The organism is Dehalococcoidia bacterium (genome assembly GCA_035310145.1).
Lineage (GTDB): Bacteria > Chloroflexota > Dehalococcoidia > CAUJGQ01 > CAUJGQ01 > CALFMN01.
In genome coordinates this window covers 32296-53153 of sequence record DATGEL010000096.1, presented here as the reverse complement: position 1 = coordinate 53153, position 20858 = coordinate 32296, and the positions used below count along the sequence as shown (strand labels likewise).

Sequence of the window (20858 nt, the reverse complement as noted above, 5' to 3'; positions counted from 1 at the left end):
TATACGATGGACGGGGAGGCTGCCAACCCCCGCTGCCACTCAGCGCCGCGGCGCCAGGCCCACGCCGCCGTCCACCGAGTAGAGCATGCCCGTCACCCAGGCCGCCTCGTCGCTCGCCAGGTGCACCGCCGCCTTCGCCACGTCCTCCGGCTGGCCCACGCGGCCCAGCGGCGTGGCGCGGGCATAGCGGCCCTTCATCTCCTCCTCGCGCCCCGGCCCCGCCATCGCGTAGATCGCCTGCGCCAGCGCCGTGTCGATCAGGCCGGGGCAGAGCGCGTTCACGCGGATGCCCTGCTGCGCGTGGTCCAGCGCCATCGCCTTCGTCATGCCCGCCACCGCATGCTTGCTCGCCGTGTACAGCACCGCACCGGCCGTCGCCGTGATGCCGGCCAGCGAGCAGAGGTGGATGATGCTGCCGCCGCCCGCCGCCGCGATCGCCGGCACCGCGAACTTGCTGCACAGAAAGACGCCCTTGACGTTTACGGCCATCAGCGCGTCCCAGTCCGCTTCGCTCGTCTCCTCGATCGTGCCGCTGCGCCAGATGCCGGCGTTGTTCACCAGCACGTGCAACGCGCCGAAGCGCCGCACCGCCGTCTGCACGAGCCGCCGGCAGTCCTCGGCGCGGCTCACGTCCGCGCTCAGCGCCACGGCCCGCTCGCCGATCAGCCCCGCCGTCGCGCGCGCGGCGGCCTCGTCGATGTCGCTCACCACCACGCTTGCGCCCTCCGCCGCGAAGGCGCGGGCGATCGCGCGGCCGTTCCCCGCACCCGCGCCGGTGACGATCGCGACCTTGTCGCTCAACCGTGTCATGGGTTTTGGCCTCCATCTATTTCGTGCTTCGAATAGTGCCGCCATTCTGTCGGGTGTGCCGCTTATCGTCACTGCTGCCGGTGAGAGCAGGCCTTACTATCTGGCTCCATGAGGCGTCGTCGCCTCATGGAGCGCGGCTGGCCGGCAAGATGCCGCCGCGTCATTTCCGCTTTCGAAAGTCTTATGCGACGGTTGAAGCCGGCGCAGATCGCGGCGCCTTGTCAGCCTGCCGGCCGGCCGAAGGGCGCGCGCACGGACGATATACTGATCAGCAGTCTCACGCGGGGGGGGGCGAGTGCGTGGTGCGCAGCCTACTGACCTATCATCCCGGCCTCAGCACCGATCTCTATCATCCCGACGCCGCCTACGTCGCCTGGCGCACGGGCCATCGCGGCCTGGCCACCTTCGACCTCTACAGCCGGCGGGCGCCTTTCGGCGGCGCCTACATGCTCACCGCCGGGCTGGAGCCGGCGCTCGAGTTCCTGCAGGCCTTCCGCTACGCGGCCGACGACCTCGCCTATTTGGAGCAGATCCGTGACTACGACCCCGCTTTCCTCTCCTACCTCGCCAACCTGCGCTTCAGCGGCGAAGTGCTGGCGATGCGCGAGGGCACCGTCGCCTTCCCCAACGAGCCGATTCTGCGCGTCACCGCGCCCTACGTCGAGGCGCTGCTGATGGAGAGCGGCCTGCTGCAGGCGGTGAACGGCGGCACGGTAGTCGCGACGAAGGCGGCGCGCATCGTCTACGCCGCCCGCGGCAAGCGCGTGGCGGAGTTCGCGCTGCGCCGGGCGCTGGAGCCGTTCACGGTGGCGCGCTCGTCGTTCATCGGTGGCTGCACCTCGACCTCGTTCCTGGCCGGCGCCTTCCGCTTTCGCCTGCCCGCCACCGGCTCGATTCCGCACGCCCTCGTCCAGCTCTTCGACACCGAGGAAGAAGCGTTCCGCGCCGTGGCCGAGACCTTCTCGCGCTACACGCTGCTGCTCGACACCTACGACCCGCGCCGCGCCGTGCACACGGCCGTGCAGGTGGCGCACTGGGCGCAGGAGACGCTCGGGCACAGCCTCGCGGCCGTGCGCATCGACGCGGGCGACTTCCTGGCGCTCTCGCAGGAGGTGCGCCGCGTGCTGGACGCGGGCGGCCTGATGGAGACGCGCATCCTCGTCTCCGGCGACATGGACGAGTACAAGATCGCGGAGCTCTTGGAGCAGGGCGCGCCGATCGATGCCTTCGGCGTGGGCACGGCGCTGGGCGCGGCCAGCGGCTCGCTGGAGCACGGCGTCGAGGGCGGCGCCCTGGGCGGCATCTACAAGCTGGTCTGGTACGAGGAGAACGGCGAAGGCCGGCCCGCGGTGAAGATCGCCGGCGACAAGAGCACCTGGCCGGGCAAGAAGCGCGTCTACCGCGCCGGCGCCTACGAGCGCGACATCATTACCCTGGAGAACGAGCCGGCGCCGGCCGGCGCCCATCGCCTGCTGATCCCCGTGGTGCGCGGCGGGCAGGTGCTGCCCGGCAGCCTGCCGCCGATCGGCGAGGTCTGGGAGCACGCCCGCGAGAGCCTGGCCGACCTGCCCGAGATCTTTCAGCAGCTTTCCGGCGCCCCGGCCTACCCGGTGGAGATGAGCCACGCACTGCAGGAGCTGCGCCGCCAGGCGATCGACGGCGAGCAGGCCGGTAACGGCGCCCACCCTCCTGCGGCTCCGGCAGAGCAAGACATAGCCATTCAGGCGAGAGAAGCCACGCGATCGCTGGAAACGTAGCGCGGCGCTATCTCCAGGGCGATGTGGAGAAGGCGTGCTGATGTGGCTCCGCGGCGGCGGCGGGCGCAACGGCCGAACGCCGTGCGCTTCGAGGAACTGCGGCGCTACCTGGAGTTGTGCGGCTACAACCTCCAACGAGTGAGCGGGAGTCACTATATCTTCCGCCGTGGGCAACGCGGTATTGTGATTCCCTACCGCCGGCCACATGTCCTCGCGAACTACGTACGCGAAGCGCTCGCGGAGACGCGTGAGGAAGACGACGATGACTGAAGAGGAGATCAAGCGTACAGCACAGGAGCTGTTGAAGCGGCCGTATGTCATGGTTATCCGCGGCGACCCGACGGATGGATACCTGGCGAAGTCCCCTGAGTTGCCCGGATGGTTCACCGCGGGCGAGACGCCCGAGGAAGCCCTTGAACTGCTACGCGACGCGATGGCTCTCTGGTTCGAATCGATGCTGGAAACGGGTGATTCGATTCCCGAACCGGAGGCGTGGTCCGAGGCGCGCAAGGCGGGCTGAGCTCGCGCACAATGCCGCGCCTGGAGTGCCGGCGCCGCTTTGGGTGGCTTGACCCCTCGCTGCTTACCGGTTGCAGGGCGCCATGTGTGCTGCGTACGCTGGCGGCGCTGACCACCGTGCGCGCCACGACGCACATGCGACGCCGCCCGTCGCCGCTGGAGGAGAGCCATGGCGGTGCGTTTCGGCCTGGTCTACGACTTCCGCAACCCGGCCCGCTGGCAGCGCCCCTGGCCGGAGCTGTTCGCCGCGCTGCTCGATCAGATCGTCTACGCCGAGCAGCTGGGCTTCGACTCGATCTGGATCACCGAGCACCACCTGGTTGAGGACGGCTACACGCCCGCGCCGCTGACACTGCTCACCGCGATCGCCATGCGCACGCAGCGCATGCAGCTCAGCACCGATATCCTCCTGCTGCCGCTCTACAACGCCCTGCGTCTGGCCGAAGAGGCCGCGACGCTCGACATCCTCTCCGGCGGGCGGCTGATGCTCGGTCTGGGCATGGGCTACCGCGACGAAGAGTTCGCCGCCTTCGGCACCAGCCGGCGCGAGCGCGTGCGCCGCACGGAAGAAGGGATCGATGTGCTGCGCGGCGCCTGGGGCGACGAGCCGTTCAGCTACGAGGGCCGCCACTACAAGCTGGACCACGTGAACGTCACGCCGAAGCCGGTGCAGCGGCCGCACCCGCCGCTCTGGCTGGCCGCCACCTCGGAGCCGGCGGCACGCCGCGCCGCGCGCCTGGGCCTGCACCTGCTGCCGCAGCACGACCGCCGCCTCGCCTACGAGCCCTGGCTGGACGAACTGGCCCGCCTCGGCAAGAAGCCGTCGGACTACCGCATCGGCCTGATCAAGCCCTGCTTTATCGCCGACGGCCGCGAAGACCCGGTCTGGCTGCAGGCGCGCGAGGGCGAACGCTACCGCGCCGCCGTCTACGCGCCCTGGATCCGCGCCGGCAGCTTCCCGGCGCCCGCGGGCGAGGCCGCGCCGATCGACCAGAGCTATCTCGTCGGCTCGCCGAACGAGGTCGCGGAGCGGCTGCACGCCCTGCGCGAGACGCTGCCGGTCACGGACTTCATCAGCTGGGGCACGCCCGTGGGCATGGACCCGGCCGACTCCGGCGTGCGCCGCTCGCTCGAGCGCTTCGCCGGCGAGGTTATCCCGCAGTTCCGCTGAGCGGCGCGGCCGCTTCCGCGGGAAACGGTTGACAGGCGACACCGTGCGGCGCGATCCTGTGTGCAGAAGTGTGCGCCCGCTGTGAGGCGCTCAAAGACTGCCATGGACTGTGACCGCCGCCGGCAAGAAACCCGCGGGTCTAGTTGCCTCAGGTTCTTTTGTCCCTAATCGGGCGCGCTGTTGTGCGCAGACGCGATGCCGGACCGGCCGCGGGTGTCTCTGCGGGCCGGCCTTTTTTCTCGGCTGCGCACGGCACCGGAAGGAGGGATGTTCTCGTGGACCCGGATGGTAGTTGCTGCTCGTTCTCGCTTATGAACATCGCTTTCCGAGGGAGCCCCGGCGCGTGAGTCCGCGCGCTTGACCCCGCGCCGCCGCGCACCGGCCCCTCGGACCACGAGGGGTTGTTTCTTGCCGTCTGCCTCGCGAGGACGGCAACGGAGGTGCGCCATGCAGGTGCGTGTCTTCCCCGCCCGCCAGGCGCGCCGCCGGCGCCGCGCGCCGCTGGCCGATCTCGCCGTCGCCCTCGGCGTGCTCGTACTGCTCGCCCTCGTGGCACGCGTCGGCGCCGATGCCTTCGTCCACTTCTCACCGCCGAACGACGTGCCGCGGATCAGCCTCGATCCGCTGAATCTGCCCTACTACGCGGCGCGTTCCACGCTGCGCATGTTCGTGGCGCTCGGCTGCTCGCTCGGCTTCACCCTGCTCTACGGCTACGCTGCGGCGCGCAGTCGGCGCGCCGAGCGCGTGCTGCTGCCGCTGCTGGACATCCTCCAGTCCGTGCCGGTGCTCGGCTTTCTCTCGATCACGGTCACGGCCTTCATCGCCCTCTTTCCCGGCAGCCTGCTGGGGCTGGAGCTGGCGTCGGTTTTCGCCATCTTCACCAGCCAGGCCTGGAACATGACCTTCTCCTTCTACCAGTCGCTGATCACGCTGCCGCATGACCTCGACGAAGCGGCGCGGCTCTACCGGCTCCCCGCCTGGCAGCGCTTCACCCGCCTGGAAGTGCCGGCGGCGACGGTGAACCTGATCTGGAACATGATGATGAGCTTCGGCGGCGGCTGGTTCTTCGTGGCCGCCAGCGAGGCGATCAGCGTGCTTAACAAGAACTACCAGTTGCCGGGCATCGGCTCCTACGTCGCGATCGCGATCGAGCGGCAGGATCTGGGCGCGCTCGCCTGGGCGCTCGCCATGATGGCGCTGGTGATCGTGACGGTCGATCAGCTCTTCTGGCGGCCGCTCGCGGCCTGGGCGGACAGGTTCAAGCTGGAGCGCAGCAGCGCCGCCGAGGCGCCGCGCTCGTGGCTGCTCGATCTGCTGCGCACAGCCCGCCTGCCGCAGCTGCTGGGCGGGGCGCTGGCGCCGATCGGCGATCGCCTCGACGCGCTGCTTTCCCGTGTGCAGCGTCCCGCCGCGGCGTCCGGCGAGAACCCCGGCCGCGAGCGCCTGATCGATGGCCTCTACACCGCCGTGCTACTGTTGCTGATCGCTGCCCTGGCGGCGACCGGCGTGCGCGCCGCGATCAGCAATGGCGTCGATGTCGCCGAAGTGGGGCATGTGGCGCTGCTCGGCCTGGCCACGTTTGCGCGGGTGCTCGTCCTGCTCGTGGCCGCCACGCTGATCTGGACGCCGGTCGGCGTCGCCATCGGCTTTAATCCGCGGCTGGCGCGGCTGGCGCAGCCCGTGGCCCTGCTGCTGGCCTCGTTCCCGGCGAACTTTCTCTTTCCGCTGGCGGCGGTGCTGTTCATCCACGCCGGCATCAGCCTCAACTGGGGCGGCATCCTGCTGATGGCGCTCGGCGCTCAGTGGTACATCCTCTTCAACACGATCGCCGGCGCGATGAGCATTCCCGCCGACCTGCGCGACATGGCGACGAGCATGCGGCTGCGCGGCTGGCGGCTGTGGCGCGACCTGATTATTCCCGGCATCTTTCCGTCCTGGGTGACGGGCGGCATCACCGCGGCCGGCGGCGCCTGGAACGCCAGCATCGTGGCCGAGGTCGTCTCCTGGGGCGACACGACGCTGACAGCGACGGGCCTCGGCGCCTACATCGCGGACGCGACCGGGCGCGGCGACTGGCCGCAGATCGTGCTCGGCGTGGCGATGATGAGCGCCTACGTCGTCGGACTGAACCGGCTGGTCTGGCGACGCCTGTACCGGCTGGCTGAGTCCCGCTACCGGCTGAGCTGACATCAATGACGCGTTGATTCAATGCTGCGATGCAAGGAAGAGAGACAATGACGGCGATGACCACACCGCAGACCGCAACCGCGCCGGCGCTGATCGCGGCGGAGCGGGTGAGCAAGACCTTTCCCCTGCCGCAGGACCACGGCGGCGTCTTCACCGTGCTCGACGAGGTGAGCTGCGCCGTCGCACCGGGCGAGGTCGTGGCGCTGCTCGGCCGCAGCGGCAGCGGCAAAAGCACGCTGCTGCGCATCATGGCCGGCCTGATTCCGGCGAGCGGCGGCCGCGTGCTGAGCCGCGGTGCGCCGCTGCACGGCCCCAACCCGGACGTGGCGATGGTGTTCCAGAGCTTCGCCCTGCTGCCTTGGCTGACGGTGCAGGACAACGTCGAGCTGGGCCTCAAGGCGCGCGGCGTTCCGCGCGAGGAGCGGCGCAAGCGGGCGCTCGCGGCGATCGACATGGTGGGGCTGGACGGCTTCGAGAGCGCCTACCCGAAGGAGCTTTCCGGCGGCATGCAGCAGCGGGTCGGCTTCGCCCGCGCCTTCGTCGTGCGGCCGCGGGTGCTGATGATGGACGAGCCGTGCAGTGCCCTCGATGTGCTCACGGCCGAGAACCTGCGCGGCGAGATCAGCGACCTCTGGCAGGCGGGTGACTTCCCGGCGCGGAGCATCCTGCTGGTGACGCACAACATCGAGGAGGCCGTGCTGCTCGCCGACCGCGTGCTGGTGCTCGGCAGCAATCCGGGGCGGATTCGTGGCGAGGTGCAGATCGATCTGGTGCGTCCGCGAGACCGCGAGCAGCCGCGCTTCAAGTCGCTGGTGGCGCACATCTATACCGTGATGACCCATCCCGAGGCGGACGTGACGCCGGTGCTGGCCGAAGACAACGCCGAGGCCGAGCGCTTCCGTCCGCTGCCCCACGCCCGCGCGGGCGGCATCAGCGGCCTGCTGGAGCTGGTCGTGGATCAGGGCGGCATGGTGGATATTCCCCGGCTGGCGCAGCGGCTGCGGCTCGACGTCGACGACCTGCTGCCGATCCTGGACGCCGCCGTGCTGCTCGGCTTCGCCAAAACCGTGGAAGGCCACGTGACCCTGACCGACGACGGCCGGGCCTTCGCCGAGGCCGACATCCTGCGCAGCAAGGATCTGTTTCGGCAACAGGTGCTAGCGCACGCGCCACTGGTCGCCGCCATTGCCGACACGCTGCGGCAGAAGCGCGACGGCACGATGCGCGCCGGCTTCTTCCTCGACCTGCTGGACGAGCACTATCCACCGGCCGAGGCCGAGCGCCAGTTTGCCACCGCCGTCGACTGGGGCCGCTACGGCGAGCTGTTCGAGTACGACGCCGGCCAGGAGCGGCTGCGTCTGCCCGATCCGGAGCCCGCCGGCGCGTCGTAGGGGCGTGGCCGTGGCGGGCGGCAACGCTCGCCGGCAGCCAGTCAGGGGCGCAGGGGCCGGCCCCAGTCCAGCCCGTCCACTACCTGCAGCACGACCTCGCGCTCGGTGTAGCGGGAGGCCAGGTCGTGCAGCGCCGCGTCGAACTCGGCCGCCCGCTCGTCGCCCATGTGCTCCGGCGTGAACGACGAGCGCCCGTGGAAGGAGGCGATGTACTCATCGATCGTCTGCACGAAGGGCACCGGCGCCGTCCGTACGCGGCCCTCAAGCCGAAACAGGCCGCGCTGCTCCAGTTCGGCGACGATATCTAGCGGGCGGAACTCCTGGTTGGTCGAGTAGGCGCGGATCAGCGTGCTCAGCTCCGCCTCCCAGGGCAGCGGCTCCTGGCCGTCGCTGACGATTACCAGCCGCCCGCGCGGGGTGAGCACGTCGTGCAGGCGTGGCAGCACGGCGTGCCAGTCCAGCCAGTGCAGGCTGGCGCCCGCGGTGACCATGCCGTAGGGCGGCTCCAGCGCGGCGCTCTCGGCGGGCGCGACGATCCAGCGTAGTGTGGGATGATCGCCACCGGGCAGGGCGCGGCCTTCTTCCACCATCGCCGCCGAGATGTCCACCGCATCGACCCGCTCGACCAGCGGCGCCAGCACGCGGGCGATCGCGCCGCTGCCGCAGCCGAGATCGAGCACGCGGCGCGGCTCCTCGCCGAGCAGCTCCAGCAGGCGGGAGAAGACCTCCGCCGCCCAGGGCGGGCGGAAGCGGTACGCCTGCGCGACGCTCCTGAACTGAAACGCGCCGGCGTGGAAGGCGCTGGTTATGGTTGGCCGCGGTTGCATGGCTGCCATCCTGCCGCCCGAACGGGCAGCGGCCGCGCGCTCCTCGCTCAAACGGAGACCAGCCCCGCCGTCGCCTCGCGCCAGGCGGTGAGGCGCAGGCGCTGCTGGCGCATCTCCTCCCACACGACCTCCGGGCTGAGCAGCGCCTGCATACGGCGCTCCGTGGCGGGGTCGGCGTCGGGCTGGCGCAGCGCGTCGGCCAGCCAGCGCCGCCGCCGGCGCAGCACCTTGGCGTGGTCCTCGGAAAGGCTCTCAAGCTGCGCCTCGACGCCGCGCACCAGTTGCGGGATCAGCGTCTCCTCGGCCAGCTCGCCGCGCAGGCTGAGGGCGGCGAGGCAGCGGCGCATGCCCGCCGTGGTGGGCAGCTCCTGCAGTTCGTTCTCCACCAGCTTGCGCCAGACCGGCCGCTCCAGCAGATAGCCGAGCACGTACCAGGCGCCGCTCTCCTCGCTCTGACCGCCCTCGGGCACGCCGGTCAGCGCGTCCCAGCGCCGCACCGCCGCGCACAGTTGCTCCAGGATCACCCCCATCGACACCGCGTCCCTTCCGTCGCCCGCCGTCGCTCGCTCGAAGCCGCGGCGGCAAGCCGTCCTTCTACTATATGGCGAGACGCGGCAAGGGGCGCAGCGCGGCTATACTTCCTCGCATGGACGCGCTGATCGCCGCCGCCCTCTCGACCAATCAGGACAACCTGGCGCTGGGCAACGAGCTCTTCGCGGCCGAGGGCGCCCGCTTCATCCGCAACGCCGCCGCGCCGGACGTCCGTGACGCCAACCTGATCGATAGCATCACCGCCGCCTCGCCCGCGCAGATCGAGGCGCTGCTGGCCCGCGCCGCGCGCGCGTACGTCCACTGCCGCCACCTGCGCTGCGATGTGGACCCGCGCACGCCGCCGCAGTTCGAAGCGCGGCTGCGGCTCGATCCGGCCTGGTCGTGGTCTGAGGTGCTGCTGCTCGTGCTGGACGGCGAGCTTGGTGCCAAGCCGCCGCCGTTCGACGTGCGCCGCATCGACGGCGAGGCGGGCTGGCAGGCGTTCGCCGCGCTGCACGCGTTGAACTGGCAGGAGCACGCGGAGCGGGGCGACGAAGCCGGCGCGGCGATCGCTGCGATCATGCGGGGCAAGGCGCCGCCGCGCCGTTTCTGGCTGGGCTGCATCGACGGCATGCCGCGCGGCTACCTGAGTTCGTGGGAGGGCACGAACGGCGTGGGGCAGGTCGAGAGCCTGTTCGTGCAGCGCGAGTTTCGCCACCGCGGCCTGGCCACGGCGCTGCTGGCCCGCGGCCTGCGCGACTGCCGCGAACACGGCGCCGGCCCGATCGTGATCACCACCGACGCCTCCGACACGCCGAAGCAGCTGTACGCCGCACTGGGCTGGCGGCCGCTCGCCCTGAAGCGCAGCTACCTGAAGCCGCTGCCGAAGCGATCCGCGGCCGGGGCCCGCGCTCCGGCCGAATCAGGGCAGGCGGGCGGGGAGAAGGTGTAGAGCGATGAACGCAAGCCCCCTGCGCGTGGCGATCGTGGGCGGCGGCATCGGCGGTCTTGCCGCCGCCACGGCCTTGCTCCAGCGCGGCATCGACGTGCGCGTCTTCGAGCAGGCGCCGGCGCTGGCAGAGGTCGGCGCGGGGCTGGCGCTGGCGCCCAACGGCCTGCGCCAGCTACGGGGGCTGGGGCTGGGCGACGCGCTCGCCCGCGTCGGCGCCCGCTGGCAAGACACGCGCTTTCTCCAGGCCGACGGCCGCTTCGTCGCGCCGATGCTGGCGGAAGGCCCGGACGGGCAGGTCGAATACCTCGGCATGCACCGCGCCGACCTGCTCGACCTGCTGGGCGCGAATCTGCCTGACGGCGTCGTGCACACGTGCCACCGCTGCAGCGGCTTCGCGCAGGACGGGGAGCAGGCTGCCATCAGCTTCGAGAACGGCGCGCGGATCACGGCCGACCTCGTCATCGCGGCGGACGGCATTCACTCGGTCTTGCAGCAGTACGTGGTGGCGCCCGCCGCGCCGCGTTACTCCGGCTCGATCGCCTACCGCGGCGTGGTGCCGGCGGCCGGCGTGCCCTGGCCCGCCGGACAGGCCCGCCTCTGGCTGGGCGAGGGCCGCCACTTCATGGCCTACCCCGTGCGCGGCCATCAGCTCGTCAACTACGTCGGCTTCGTGCCCAGCGACGAGCGCCTGAAGGAGTCGTGGTCGGCGCCGGGCGATCCCGCCGCCCTGGCCGCGGAGTTCGCCGGCTGGGATCCGCCGATCGCGGCGATCATCGCGCGCATCGAGCAGACCTTCCGCTGGGGCCTCTACGACCGCGAGCCATTGCCGCGCTGGACCAAGGGCCGGCTGGCGCTGCTCGGCGACGCCGCCCACCCGATGCTGCCGCACGCCGGCCAGGGCGCCAACCAGGCGATCGAGGACGGCGTGGCGCTCGCCGTGTTGCTGGACGGCGCCGACCGCACGAGCGCGCCCAACCGACTGCTGGCCTACGAGGCGCTGCGCCGCGAGCGCACGGCGCGGGTGCAACTCGGCTCGCGCCAGAGCGGCGCCCGCTACGAAGCGCCGGCGCCGGCGCACGAGCTGCGCGATCGCCAGCTCGCCACGCAGTCGCGCGACCGTGCCTGGATCTTCGACTATGACGTCGCCCGCGAAGCGGCCGCGGCGCTTGCTGCGCTTTAGTCCCCGGCCGGTTGCGTGCGCGACGGTGCGGCCGGGGACGCCCGCACACCCGGCCGTGACGCGGAGCCGGCGCGGAGCGATCGCCGCAGGCTCCGCTCGGTCAGGGCGCCGAAGAGCAGCCCCATCGCCGTCCAGAGCACGAGCTGGGTGCCCAGCGAGGCGAGGCGGAAACGCCAGAGCGCCGAGGCCGGGAAGCCGGGCGGCACCTCGTCGACCGTGGGCAGGGCGAGCTGCACGATCGCGATCGTCACGACGAAGGCCGCGGCGGCGAGCACGGCGGCGTTCCAGGCGCCGGCGCGCGGCAGCAGCCGCCGGCCCAGCACGACGGCGCCGATCGCGGCCAGCAGCGAGCAGCCCAGCACCAGGAAGTAGAGCGCGGTACGCCGGTCGATCGTGGCCGGGTTGCCGATCGCCGGCGGGTTGGCCGGATACTTCAGGAACGGCGCCAGCACGATGGCGACGAAGCCGCCGCCGGCGAGCAGCGCCGCGCAGGCCCGCGGCCCGAAGCGGCCGATGCGCCCGTAGGCGACGGCGAAGGCGAGCGCGAACAGCCCGCCGAAGGCCGTGGCGTAAAGCGCGACCGCCACGGCCAGACCGGCGCTCTTCTGCACGTCGCGGCTCACCAGCTGCGGCCCGAGCGCCTCGTGGTTGAGGCGGGCCTCCTGCTGCTCAAAGGTGATCGCGCGATCGACCTGCGGCTCGCCGAAGACCTCGGCGAAGGCCAGCGCCAGCATACCCGCCAGCAGCCCGGCGAGCATGCCGCGCAGCAACAGCGAGCGCACCGTCACCGGCCGCGCTCCTCCCTGCGCACCTCTGTCCCGCGGCGGACGGACATCTGGTGGCAGGCGATCACGGTGGCGCTAGTGGCAGGGGAAGCCGAAGAGATGGCGGCCATCATGCACGAATTCATGCACATACGAGTTGGAGAAGATCGAGAGCGCCCCCTGCTCCACGCCGACGAAGTAGACGAGCACGAGCATGAGCAGGCCGCCGAACAGCAGCCAGGGCCACAGCTCGGCGACGGGGATGGGGCGGATCTCCGGCAGCGCCGGGACTTCGATTGCGGGCGGGGCGGGCAGCGGCAGCGCCTGATCCATGAACGAACCTCCTCGGAGTGCGCGTCCGAATTGGGGTGCCCGGGATGGCGGAAGGTCTGACTCCCGGCCGGGATGCCGCCGGCGGCGGCAGGCAACTCGCCGGATACAGTGGCGCGACCGTGCCGGGCTTACACCGGCTTCCTCACGCCGTCCCGCGGGTGCGTCGATCGTAGGGAGCCGCACCCTGAGTGTCAACGAAGCGCTGTGTTTTGCGTCTCGGCACCGGCGCCGCCAGGGAGAGGCTGGTTGCCTCGGAACGGTGTTGCTGAACACCCGCAGAGGCAGCATGACCCGCACCGGCATGCATGCGTACGCCGCGGCGGGCCGCCCCGCGCTGCCAGCAGGCCGGAAGGGGAGCGCGGCCGGCTGCTGCATGGCGTTGTGTGCCAGTACGGGCTTTTACGGGGAAGCCGCGGGCCGGATGGAGCATGCCCCATCCGGCCCGCGTACCGTGCATCGGCCTCCCGGCCGTGTCTCAGTGGTCCTTCCAGGTCTTCATCAGGTGGGTGTAGGGGAAGAAGGCCGTAGGGCGGTAGTTCTCGATGTCCGGGTTCCAGAAATACGTTCGCGTGTCCGTGCTCCAGTAGATCTGGTACTGCTGGTCGGCCAGCAGGTCTTCGATCTGCGTGAAGGTCTTCTTGCGCTCGTTCAGGTCGAACTGGCCGCGCTGCTTTTGCAGCAGATCGTTGAGCGTCTGGTCGTTCACGTAGCTCAGGTTGATGCGTGCCCGCTTGCCGTCGGCCGACATGAAGAACTGCTCGTACAGGTGGTCGAGGAAGTAGGGCACGGCGCGCGGGCTGTGCCCCACGCCCTCGTAGTTGCCCTGGTACGTCGTGCTGATGTACTGCGAGTAGGGCTGCTGCTTATCGTTGACGGTGATGCCCAGGTCCTTCTTCCACTGCGCCTGTGTCAGCGACGAGGTATCGACGTACGCCTGCGTGTACACCGAGGCGTCGGCGTGGTTCCAGTCGAAGCTCAGGTTCGAGACGCCGGCCGCGGTCATGAGTTGCTTCGCCGCCTGCGGATCGTGCGTCCAGAACTTGGCGGAGGCGCCCAGGTCCTTTACCTGCCGCGCGATGCCGACGAGACCCACGAATAACGCCTGGTCCTCGACGCCCTCGCCGTTGGTGATCGCGTCGCGGATCGCCTTGCGGTCGATCGCCATCGAGAGCGCCTGCCGCACGCGCTTGTCGTTGAAGGGCGGCTTGTCCGTGCGCAGGTAGATATAGCCGCCGATGCCCTGCTGCTCGTCGTGCTTGGCATCGGGCCGCTGCTTCAAGAGCTGGTCGCGCTCCGGCGGCAGGAAGAGCCAGCTAAGGTCCACCGACTTGGCCGAGAAGTCGGCCACGCGCTTGGCCGTGTCCGTGACGATGAAGGTCTTGACGTCGTCCAGATACGGATAGGGCTTGTCGTAGTAATCGGGGTTTTTCTTGTAGCTGAGGCTGACGCCGGTCTGGTACTCGCTGTGGATGAAGGGGCCGCTGCCCACCATCTTCGTCGCGGCGGCGTCGGTCTCGGCGTGCTCCTTGGGCGAGATGTAGGCGCCCAGGTTGCCGCCGGCGATCTGCACGAAGTCGGCGTAGGGGAAGGCCAGCTTGAAGGTGATCGTCTGGGCGTCCGGCTGCTCGGTGTGGTCGAGGAAGGCCCAGGTGGACTTGTGCACCGACTTATCGAAGTTCTTGTAGCGGTCGATCGCGTAGCGGATGTCATCGCTGGTCAGGGCGCGGCCGTTGACCGGGGCCACGTTCTGCCACTTCAGCCCCGGCTTCAGCTTCACCGTCAGTGTCATGGGATCGACGACTTCGGGCATGGCGACGGCCAGGTCGTTCTCCATCGTGATGTCGGTGGGCGCCACGTCGGGCGTGCCGGCCTTGAAGCGGTACAGCTTGCTGTAGGTCAGGCCGTTCATATACGAGTTGAGGTAGCTGGTCTGCGTGTAGGGGTCGAGCGAGGGCGGCGGCGAGCTGATCTGGAACGAAAGCGAGCCGCCTGGCTGCGCCTGCTTGGTCACGGCGGTGCCGGCCTGGGCCGTGGGCAGCAGCGTCACCTGGGTGCCGCTCTTCGGCGGCTGCGAGGAGCCGCTGTTGCCCCCGCCGGCATTGCCGCCCTTGTTGTTGTTGCTGCCGCCACAGGCCGCCAGGAAGAGGGCGGTCATGCCCGCGCCGGCCGCGCCCGTGCGCAGGGCCGCGCGCCGGCTCAGCCGTGCCCGCAGCCAGTAGTTGCGTTCAGGTTCCATGTGTCTGGGTTCTCCTCCTCCGCGCGCCGTGCGTGATCGCGCCGCCGGCAGCAACGGGCTGCCTTGAAAAGCGCGCGCCTGGCGCAAGCGGGTCGCACCGGTGCGGCCCGCTGAATCCCCGTGAATGTACCGCCCGCGGCCGTAGTGAAACCAGCGCGGCCGGCCGCGCCGCCGGCGCGTTCGTTACGATCCGCGCAGCCGCGGATCGAGCGCGTCGCGCAGCGCGTCGCCGAACATGTTGAAGGCGAGCACCGCGATGCTGATCGCGACGCCCGGAATCACCGCCGTCCACCACGCCTGTTCCCAGACCGAGCGCGAATCCTGCAGCATCTTCCCCCAGCTTGGGTGCGCATCGGTGGCGATGCCCAGGCTGAGGAAGCTGAGCGCGGCTTCGGCCAGGATGGCGTTGCCGATCTGAATGCTGGCGATCACGATGATCGGCGCGGAGACGTTGGGCAGCACGTGGCGGAACATGAGGCGCGTATGCGAGCTGCCCAGCGCCCGCGCCGCCTCGATGTACTGCAGGTTCACCACGCTCAGCACCGCGCCGCGCACGATGCGTGCCGTCACCGGCGCGATGATGATGCCGATCGCCATGCTGACCGTGAAGAACGTCGCGTGGAAGATGCTGAGGAAAAAGATCGCCAGCACCAGCGGCGGGAAGGCCATCACCGTATCGATCACGCGGTTGATCGCCATATCGGCCCAGCCGCGCGCGTAGCCGCCGACCAGCCCGAAGAGGGTGCCGAGCAGCGTGCCGACGAAGACCGAGGCGAAGCCCACGCCGAGGGAGATCTGGCTGCCGATCAGGATGCGGCTGAACATGTCGCGGAAGAGGTTGTCGGTGCCGAAGGGATGCGCGGCCGAGGGCGGCTTCAGCTTCGCCGTGGGAAAGAGCGCGTCGGGCGCCGAGGGCGCGAGCTGGTGGGCGAAGATGGCGACGAAGATCAGCAGGATGCAGATCAGGCCGGCGGCGGCGCCCACCGGCCGCCGCGCCGTGAACCGCCACAGCCCGCGCCAGAGATTGCGGCGCTCGGTCAGCGCCGACGGCGCCATCGGTGGCTGCGCGATCGTCGTTGTCGTCATCACGCGTACCTGATGCGCGGATCAAACCACGCGTAGCTGATATCGACGAGCAGATTGATCAGGATCAGCACGATGGCGAAGAACAGCACCAGCCCCTGCACCACCGGGTAGTCCTTGATCAGCACCGATGAGAGCGTGAGCAGGCCCAGCCCGGGCAGGCTGAAGATCGACTCCAGCACGACCGTGCCGCCCAGCAGAAAGCCGAACTGCACGGCGAACAGCGTGATCACCGGGATCATCGCGTTCTTCAGCGCGTGCCGCGTGACCACCACGCGGCCGACGAGCCCTTTCGCCCGCGCCGTGCGCACGTAGTCCTGGCGCAGCACCTCGAGCATCGACGAGCGCGTGATGCGGGCCAGGCTCGCGCTCAGCGCCAGGCCCAGGGCGATCGCGGGTAAGTATAGCTGCTGCAGGTTCTTCAGCGGGTCGTTCCAGATGTCGGTGTAGCCCGGCGGCGGGCTGTAGCCCCACCACTTGGCCGGATAGATGATCAGCATCGTGCCCAGCCAGAAGCCGGGAATGCTGAGCCAACCGATCGTCAGCAGCCGCAGGCCGTAGTCCGCGGGGCCGTCGCGCTTGACGGCAGAGATGATGCCGATCGGCAGCGCCAGCGCCATCGCAAAGATCGTGGCGATCAGCGACAGCTCCAGCGTCAGCGGAATGCGGGTGCGGATCTCCGGCCAGACCTTGCGCTTGCTGATCAGCGCCGTGCCGAAGTCGCCGTGGAAGATGCCGCCCATGTAGCTCAGGTATTGCGTGACCACCGGCTTGTCCAGGCCGAGGCCGTGCTTGATCGAGGCGCACTGTTTGGCATCGACATCCGGCGCCGCCGTCACGATCTTGCAGATGTCACCGGGAATCACGCGCACGGCGGAGAAGACGATCACGCTCACGATCCAGAGCACGAGCACCGCGAGCAGCAACCGCTTGATGATGTACTGGGTCACCGCGCGCCTCTCCGCTCACCCGGGCAGGGCGGGGCTGTTGCAGGGACTCGTCTCCGCCCGGACCCGTCCGGCTGAACGCCGCCAAACCGTGAGCAAGCGATGACCCAGCATAGCCGGGGCCAACTCGCGCCGTCAATGAAACGTTTTCAGAACGGGAGATATCGCTGCCTCTGCCTGCATCCGCTCAGGATCCGTGAGGCGCAGGCGGCACAGCTCTTCAGCGGTTACGAACGAGTTGCGTTGGGAGAGACAGCGCCGCCGGCCGCCGTGCTCAGGAGGCGCCGCGCAGCCGCGGGTCGAGGATATCGCGCAGGGCGTCGCCGAGCATGTTGAAGGCGAGCACGACGATGCTGATCGCCAGGCCGGGAAAGATCGAGACCCAGACGGCGATCGTGACGATCGTACGCGCTGCCGCAAGATCGGCGCCCCAGGACGGGTTCGGCGCCTGCGTGCCCAGCCCCAGAAAGCTGAGCGCCGCCTCGGCCAGGATGGCCACGCCGATCTGAATGCTGGCGATCACGATGATCGGCGCCATCACGTTCGGCAGCACGTGGCGCCAGATGATGCGCAGGTCGCTTGCGCCGACCGCCTGCACGGCCTCGATGTAGGTGTTGGCGCGCACGGTCAGCGCCGCGCTGCGCACGATGCGCGCCGAGGCCGGCGTGATCACGATCGCGATCGCGATAATCACGTTGCGCAGGCCAATGCCCAGCACGGCCGCCACCGCGATCGCCAGGATCAGGGGTGGAATGCTGAGGATCGCGTCCATTACGCGCTGGATCACAAAGTCCGTCACGCCGCCGAAGTAGCCGCTGACCACGCCGAAGGCCGCGCCGATCAGCGTGCCGAAGGCGACGGAAAGCAGCCCGACCTCAAGCGACGGCCGCGCCCCCGCGATCACGCGGCTGAGAATGTCGCGCCCGATCTGGTCCGTGCCGAAGGGATGTGCCGCCGACGGCGCCTGCCTCGTGATCAGGCCGTTCGGCTTGATCGGGTCGTAGGGACTGATCGCCGGGCCGATGATCGCCATCACCACCAGCAGCAGGACGATCAGCGCCGAGATCGCGCCCAGCGGCTTGCCGCGCGCCGTTCTGCCCAGCCGGCGCAGCAGATCCTGGCCGCCGCGGCGTTGCCGCGCCAGCTCGGGCAGCGCCGACGCCGGCAACGCTGCCGCGGAGGCCGGGGTCCGATCACGCGCCATGCTGTCCCCTCGTTGCTCCGCGGCGGTGCCGCCGCCGTCGGCCGCTGCTCAGGCGTAGCGGATCCGCGGGTCCAGATAGCCGTACGAGAGATCGACGATCAGGTTGATCAGCAGAAAGCCCACGGCGAAGACCAGCACAATCCCCTGCAGCATCGGATAGTCGCGCTGCGAGATCGCGTTGAAGGTGTACTGGCCAAGTCCCGGAAAGCGAAAGATCGTCTCGATAATCACCGTGCCGCCGAGAATAAGGCCGAGCTGGATGCCGAACAGCGTCACCACCGGGATCAGCGCATTGCGCAGCGCATGGCGCGTGACGACCGAGAGCTCGCGCAGTCCCTTCGCCTTCGCCGTGCGGATGTAGTCCTGGCGCAGCACGTCGAGCATCGAGGAACGCACGAAGCGCGTCATGCTGGCCGAGAACGCCAGGCCGAGCGCGATCGACGGCAGGAAGAACTGCTGGAAGTTCACCCATGGATCACGCAGCAGCGGCACGTAGCCGCGCCCCGGCGGCGCCCATTTGAACCAGATCGCCGGCAGCGCGATAAACAGCTCGGCGATGAAGAAGCTTGGCACCGCCAGCCCCGCGACCGAGAACAGCCGCAGAGCGTAGTCGAGCCAGCTCTCCTGCCGCGCCGCGCTGACGATGCCGGAGGGCACGGCGATCAGCGTCGCAATCAGCATCGAGAGCACGGCCAACTCCACGCTGACCGGCAGCGCCTGCTTGATCGTGTCCATCACCGGCCGCTTGGAGTAGAACGAGGCGCCGAGATCCCCGGTGGCGACGTGGCCCAGCCAGCGGAAATACTCCGTGTACCAGGGCCGGTCCAGGCGCAGCTCATGCCGAACCGCCTTGAGCTGCGCCGGCGAGGTCTGTAACTGGCCCTGCACGACCTGCGCCGCGTCGCCGGGGATGATGCGCACCAGCCCGAAGACGATGAACGTCGTCAGGATCACGCCGATGACCGTGAAGACGAAGCGCTTGACGATGTAATCGAGCATGGCGCAGCGGTCCTGTGCGCACCCACGGCCGGACGGCGCCGGGCGTAGGCTCTACTTGGAGAACCAGGTCGTCTCGAACTCCGAGTACGGGAACCAGGACGAGGCGCGGTAGTTCATCACGTTCTTGGCCCGCGCCCAGTAGCGGTCCACCGAGACGTCGTAGACGCGGTACATCTGGTCCGAGAGATACTTCTGGATGTCGTAGAAGATGTTGATCCGCGCCTGCTTGTCCAGCTCCTGCCGCTCTTTGGCGATCATCGCCTGCAGATCTTTGTCATCCGAGTGGTCCTGGTAGTAGATCGAGCCCGGCGTGTAGAAGTAGCCGACGAACGGGTCAGGGTCGTCGAACAGGCCGCGCGGCCCGTAGGTGATGCCGTCGAAGTCACCCTTGAAGACCGAGGTCAAATACGGCGCGTACTCGACCTGCCGCGCCGTCGCGTCGATGCCGATCTCCTTCAAGTAGCTTTGCACGAGCTGGAACGCCTGCACGAAGGCGGCGCCGTAGACAGCGGTGTAGTTGAACGTGGTCTTGATGCCGTCGGCGTGACCAGCCGCCGCCATCAGCTGCTTTGCCGCCTGAAGGTCGCGCTTGTAATACTTGGCCAGGTCGCCCAGCTTGTCCAGCCCAAGCGAAAAGTCCTTGAAGTAGGTCGGGATTGGCAGGTCGGAGTCGCCCTTGCCTTTGCCGATCGCCTGGATCAGCGCCGGCCGGTCGATCGCCATCGACATCGCCTGGCGCACGCGCTTGTCGTTGAACGGCGGCTGGTCGAGCCGCATATAGATGTAGTCGGAGATGCCGGGTGTGTCGTCGAAGTTGTAGTCGCTACCGTTGCTGCTCTTGAGTTGGTCGTACTCATCGGCGATCAGGATCCAGGAGATGTTTGCCTGCCGCGACTGCACCGCCTGCAGGCGGGCGCCGGTATCGACGATGATCAGCCAGTCCACTTCGTCGACAAAGGGCAACTGCTGGCCGAACGAGTTCTTCTTCCAGTAGGCGGGGTTCTTCTTGAAGACGGCCCGCACGTTCTGCTCGTGGCTGCTGAGCATGAACGGCCCCGTGCCGATCAACGTCGTCTTCAGATTTCCCGCCTCGCCGACCTCTCTGGGCTCGATGTAGCGGTTGAAGCCGCCGACGATCAGCGTGAGGAAGTTGGCGCTCGGATTTTTCAGCGTCATCTTGACCGTCTGTTGATCCGGCGTCTCGATTTTGTCGATCACGTTGAAGTCGGCCTTGTCCAGCGACTTCGGATCGGTCGTGGCGTAGTCGTAGAACCACTTGATGTCGTCGGCCGTGAGCGCGCGGCCGTTCATCGGCGCGACGTTCTGCCACTTCACGTCGGGCCGCAGCTTGAAGATGTACGTCTTGTTGTCCGGCTGCTCCGGCGCCGCGGTGACGAGATCGGGCACCACCGTGTTATCGACCGAGTCGGGATACTGCGCCGTGCCGTTGCGGAAGGTCAGCAAGCCGTTGTAGACGAGGCTGATGAAGCCGCTGATCGAGTAGGACTGAAACTGGACGAGGTCATAGTTCGGCGGGTTGGCGTTGAAGGCGAAGGAGATCGTGCCGCCGGGCTTGCCGTTGCCCTCGCCGGCGTTGGCCGCCGCGGGCGAGGCGCCGGCCGGCGCCGCAGCGCCCGAAGGCGTGCCCGCGGCTGGCGCGTTGCCGCTCGGCGCCGCGCCGCCGGTCTTCGCCGGCGCCTTGTTATTGTTGCTGCTGCTGCACGCCAGCCCGTAGGCCGCGGCCATCCCCAGGCCGCCCAGCGCGCCGGCCCGCAGCGCCACACGCCGGGACGTCCGCCGCCCGGCGAGTCGTTGCCAGTAGCCGCCTTCCTCCATGTCCCAAACTCCTTCGGCACGGCGGGGTCATCGGCGTGGCCGGGAATCGATCTGGTAGCGGCGCCCAGACACGGCGCCCCGGCGCCTCGCGGAAAGACAATAGCACGTTCGGCTTCGTTCGGCGCAGCGGC

The 20858-nt window shown here is 69.3% G+C and carries 18 protein-coding genes and 1 riboswitch; of the genes, 7 read left to right on the top strand and 11 right to left on the bottom strand.

The features are described 5' to 3' along the window. Positions 1–39 precede the first annotated feature (39 nt). A complete protein-coding gene (locus VKV26_18475) occupies positions 40–810 on the bottom strand; it encodes an SDR family oxidoreductase (protein HLZ71893.1) in 771 nt (256 codons plus the stop codon). 302 nt (positions 811–1112) lie between these two features. On the opposite strand from VKV26_18475, the gene VKV26_18470 reads away from it, so the two are divergent. From VKV26_18470 to VKV26_18450, 5 genes are all read left to right on the top strand, one after another. After that, positions 1113–2567, top strand: coding sequence for a nicotinate phosphoribosyltransferase (locus VKV26_18470; protein HLZ71892.1), 1455 nt, complete (start codon positions 1113–1115; stop codon positions 2565–2567). A 262-nt stretch (positions 2568–2829) separates the two neighbouring features. Next, entirely contained in the window at positions 2830–3087 is a 258-nt protein-coding gene (locus VKV26_18465; protein HLZ71891.1) for a type II toxin-antitoxin system HicB family antitoxin, read from the top strand. A gap of 168 nt (positions 3088–3255) precedes the next feature. Next, positions 3256–4257, top strand: coding sequence for an LLM class flavin-dependent oxidoreductase (locus tag VKV26_18460; protein ID HLZ71890.1), 1002 nt, complete (start codon positions 3256–3258; stop codon positions 4255–4257). A gap of 447 nt (positions 4258–4704) precedes the next feature. Beyond that, on the top strand, positions 4705–6444 hold the full coding sequence (locus VKV26_18455) for an ABC transporter permease subunit (protein HLZ71889.1): 1740 nt from the start codon (positions 4705–4707) through the stop codon (positions 6442–6444). Positions 6445–6491: 47 nt separating this feature from the next. Next, positions 6492–7835: a nitrate/sulfonate/bicarbonate ABC transporter ATP-binding protein gene (locus VKV26_18450; protein ID HLZ71888.1), complete on the top strand. Its 1344-nt coding sequence runs from the start codon at positions 6492–6494 to the stop codon at positions 7833–7835. A 41-nt stretch (positions 7836–7876) separates the two neighbouring features. Here VKV26_18450 and VKV26_18445 read toward each other — a convergent pair whose 3' ends face one another. Next, positions 7877–8662, bottom strand: a complete 786-nt coding sequence (locus tag VKV26_18445) for a class I SAM-dependent methyltransferase (protein HLZ71887.1) — start codon at positions 8660–8662, stop codon at positions 7877–7879. Positions 8663–8709: 47 nt separating this feature from the next. After that, positions 8710–9198: a hypothetical protein gene (locus tag VKV26_18440; GenBank protein HLZ71886.1), complete on the bottom strand. Its 489-nt coding sequence runs from the start codon at positions 9196–9198 to the stop codon at positions 8710–8712. A 110-nt stretch (positions 9199–9308) separates the two neighbouring features. Between VKV26_18440 and VKV26_18435 the strand changes: the two genes are divergently transcribed. Together VKV26_18435 and VKV26_18430 are read left to right on the top strand one after the other, a co-directional pair. Then, positions 9309–10145 carry a GNAT family N-acetyltransferase gene (locus VKV26_18435; GenBank protein ID HLZ71885.1) on the top strand — a complete coding sequence of 279 codons (837 nt, stop codon included), beginning with the start codon at positions 9309–9311 and terminating at the stop codon, positions 10143–10145. A 4-nt stretch (positions 10146–10149) separates the two neighbouring features. Next, entirely contained in the window at positions 10150–11325 is a 1176-nt protein-coding gene (locus tag VKV26_18430; protein ID HLZ71884.1) for an FAD-dependent monooxygenase, read from the top strand. On the opposite strand, the gene VKV26_18425 is transcribed toward VKV26_18430, so the two are convergent. From VKV26_18425 to VKV26_18390, 8 genes are all read right to left on the bottom strand, one after another. Next, the gene (locus tag VKV26_18425; protein ID HLZ71883.1) at positions 11322–12113 is read right to left on the bottom strand and encodes a CbtA family protein; all 792 of its coding nucleotides are present in this window, start codon (positions 12111–12113) and stop codon (positions 11322–11324) included. The two genes, VKV26_18430 and VKV26_18425, sit on opposite strands and share 4 nt — an antisense overlap. A gap of 72 nt (positions 12114–12185) precedes the next feature. Beyond that, the gene (locus tag VKV26_18420) at positions 12186–12422 is read right to left on the bottom strand and encodes a CbtB domain-containing protein (protein ID HLZ71882.1); all 237 of its coding nucleotides are present in this window, start codon (positions 12420–12422) and stop codon (positions 12186–12188) included. 54 nt (positions 12423–12476) lie between these two features. Continuing rightward, a riboswitch (cobalamin riboswitch) is annotated at positions 12477–12564 on the bottom strand. Positions 12565–12897: 333 nt separating this feature from the next. Next, positions 12898–14658, bottom strand: a complete 1761-nt coding sequence (locus VKV26_18415) for an ABC transporter substrate-binding protein (GenBank protein HLZ71881.1) — start codon at positions 14656–14658, stop codon at positions 12898–12900. A 183-nt stretch (positions 14659–14841) separates the two neighbouring features. Then, the gene (locus VKV26_18410) at positions 14842–15744 is read right to left on the bottom strand and encodes an ABC transporter permease (protein ID HLZ71880.1); all 903 of its coding nucleotides are present in this window, start codon (positions 15742–15744) and stop codon (positions 14842–14844) included. After that, positions 15744–16691 carry an ABC transporter permease gene (locus tag VKV26_18405; protein HLZ71879.1) on the bottom strand — a complete coding sequence of 316 codons (948 nt, stop codon included), beginning with the start codon at positions 16689–16691 and terminating at the stop codon, positions 15744–15746. Before VKV26_18405 ends, VKV26_18410 begins: the two co-directional genes overlap by 1 nt. Positions 16692–16962: 271 nt before the next feature. Then, positions 16963–17892 (bottom strand): ABC transporter permease, encoded by a 930-nt coding sequence (locus VKV26_18400; GenBank protein ID HLZ71878.1) that lies wholly within the window; start codon positions 17890–17892, stop codon positions 16963–16965. A gap of 48 nt (positions 17893–17940) precedes the next feature. Next, on the bottom strand, positions 17941–18891 hold the full coding sequence (locus tag VKV26_18395) for an ABC transporter permease (protein HLZ71877.1): 951 nt from the start codon (positions 18889–18891) through the stop codon (positions 17941–17943). A 51-nt stretch (positions 18892–18942) separates the two neighbouring features. Further along, positions 18943–20727, bottom strand: a complete 1785-nt coding sequence (locus VKV26_18390) for an ABC transporter substrate-binding protein (protein HLZ71876.1) — start codon at positions 20725–20727, stop codon at positions 18943–18945. Between the last annotated feature and the right edge of the window lie 131 nt (positions 20728–20858).

What these genes read in the sequence shown, in the direction of transcription:
- VKV26_18475 (HLZ71893.1), bottom strand. Translation starts at nt 810, where the DNA reads ATGACACGGTTGAGCGACAAGGTCGCGATCGTCACCGGCGCGGGTGCG.
- VKV26_18465 (HLZ71891.1), top strand. Translation starts at nt 2,830, where the DNA reads ATGACTGAAGAGGAGATCAAGCGTACAGCACAGGAGCTGTTGAAGCGG.
- VKV26_18460 (HLZ71890.1), top strand. Translation starts at nt 3,256, where the DNA reads ATGGCGGTGCGTTTCGGCCTGGTCTACGACTTCCGCAACCCGGCCCGC.
- VKV26_18455 (HLZ71889.1), top strand. Translation starts at nt 4,705, where the DNA reads ATGCAGGTGCGTGTCTTCCCCGCCCGCCAGGCGCGCCGCCGGCGCCGC.
- VKV26_18450 (HLZ71888.1), top strand. Translation starts at nt 6,492, where the DNA reads ATGACGGCGATGACCACACCGCAGACCGCAACCGCGCCGGCGCTGATC.
- VKV26_18445 (HLZ71887.1), bottom strand. Translation starts at nt 8,662, where the DNA reads ATGCAACCGCGGCCAACCATAACCAGCGCCTTCCACGCCGGCGCGTTT.
- VKV26_18435 (HLZ71885.1), top strand. Translation starts at nt 9,309, where the DNA reads ATGGACGCGCTGATCGCCGCCGCCCTCTCGACCAATCAGGACAACCTG.
- VKV26_18430 (HLZ71884.1), top strand. Translation starts at nt 10,150, where the DNA reads ATGAACGCAAGCCCCCTGCGCGTGGCGATCGTGGGCGGCGGCATCGGC.
- VKV26_18420 (HLZ71882.1), bottom strand. Translation starts at nt 12,422, where the DNA reads ATGGATCAGGCGCTGCCGCTGCCCGCCCCGCCCGCAATCGAAGTCCCG.
- VKV26_18415 (HLZ71881.1), bottom strand. Translation starts at nt 14,658, where the DNA reads ATGGAACCTGAACGCAACTACTGGCTGCGGGCACGGCTGAGCCGGCGC.
- VKV26_18410 (HLZ71880.1), bottom strand. Translation starts at nt 15,744, where the DNA reads ATGACGACAACGACGATCGCGCAGCCACCGATGGCGCCGTCGGCGCTG.
- VKV26_18400 (HLZ71878.1), bottom strand. Translation starts at nt 17,892, where the DNA reads ATGGCGCGTGATCGGACCCCGGCCTCCGCGGCAGCGTTGCCGGCGTCG.
- VKV26_18395 (HLZ71877.1), bottom strand. Translation starts at nt 18,891, where the DNA reads ATGCTCGATTACATCGTCAAGCGCTTCGTCTTCACGGTCATCGGCGTG.
- VKV26_18390 (HLZ71876.1), bottom strand. Translation starts at nt 20,727, where the DNA reads ATGGAGGAAGGCGGCTACTGGCAACGACTCGCCGGGCGGCGGACGTCC.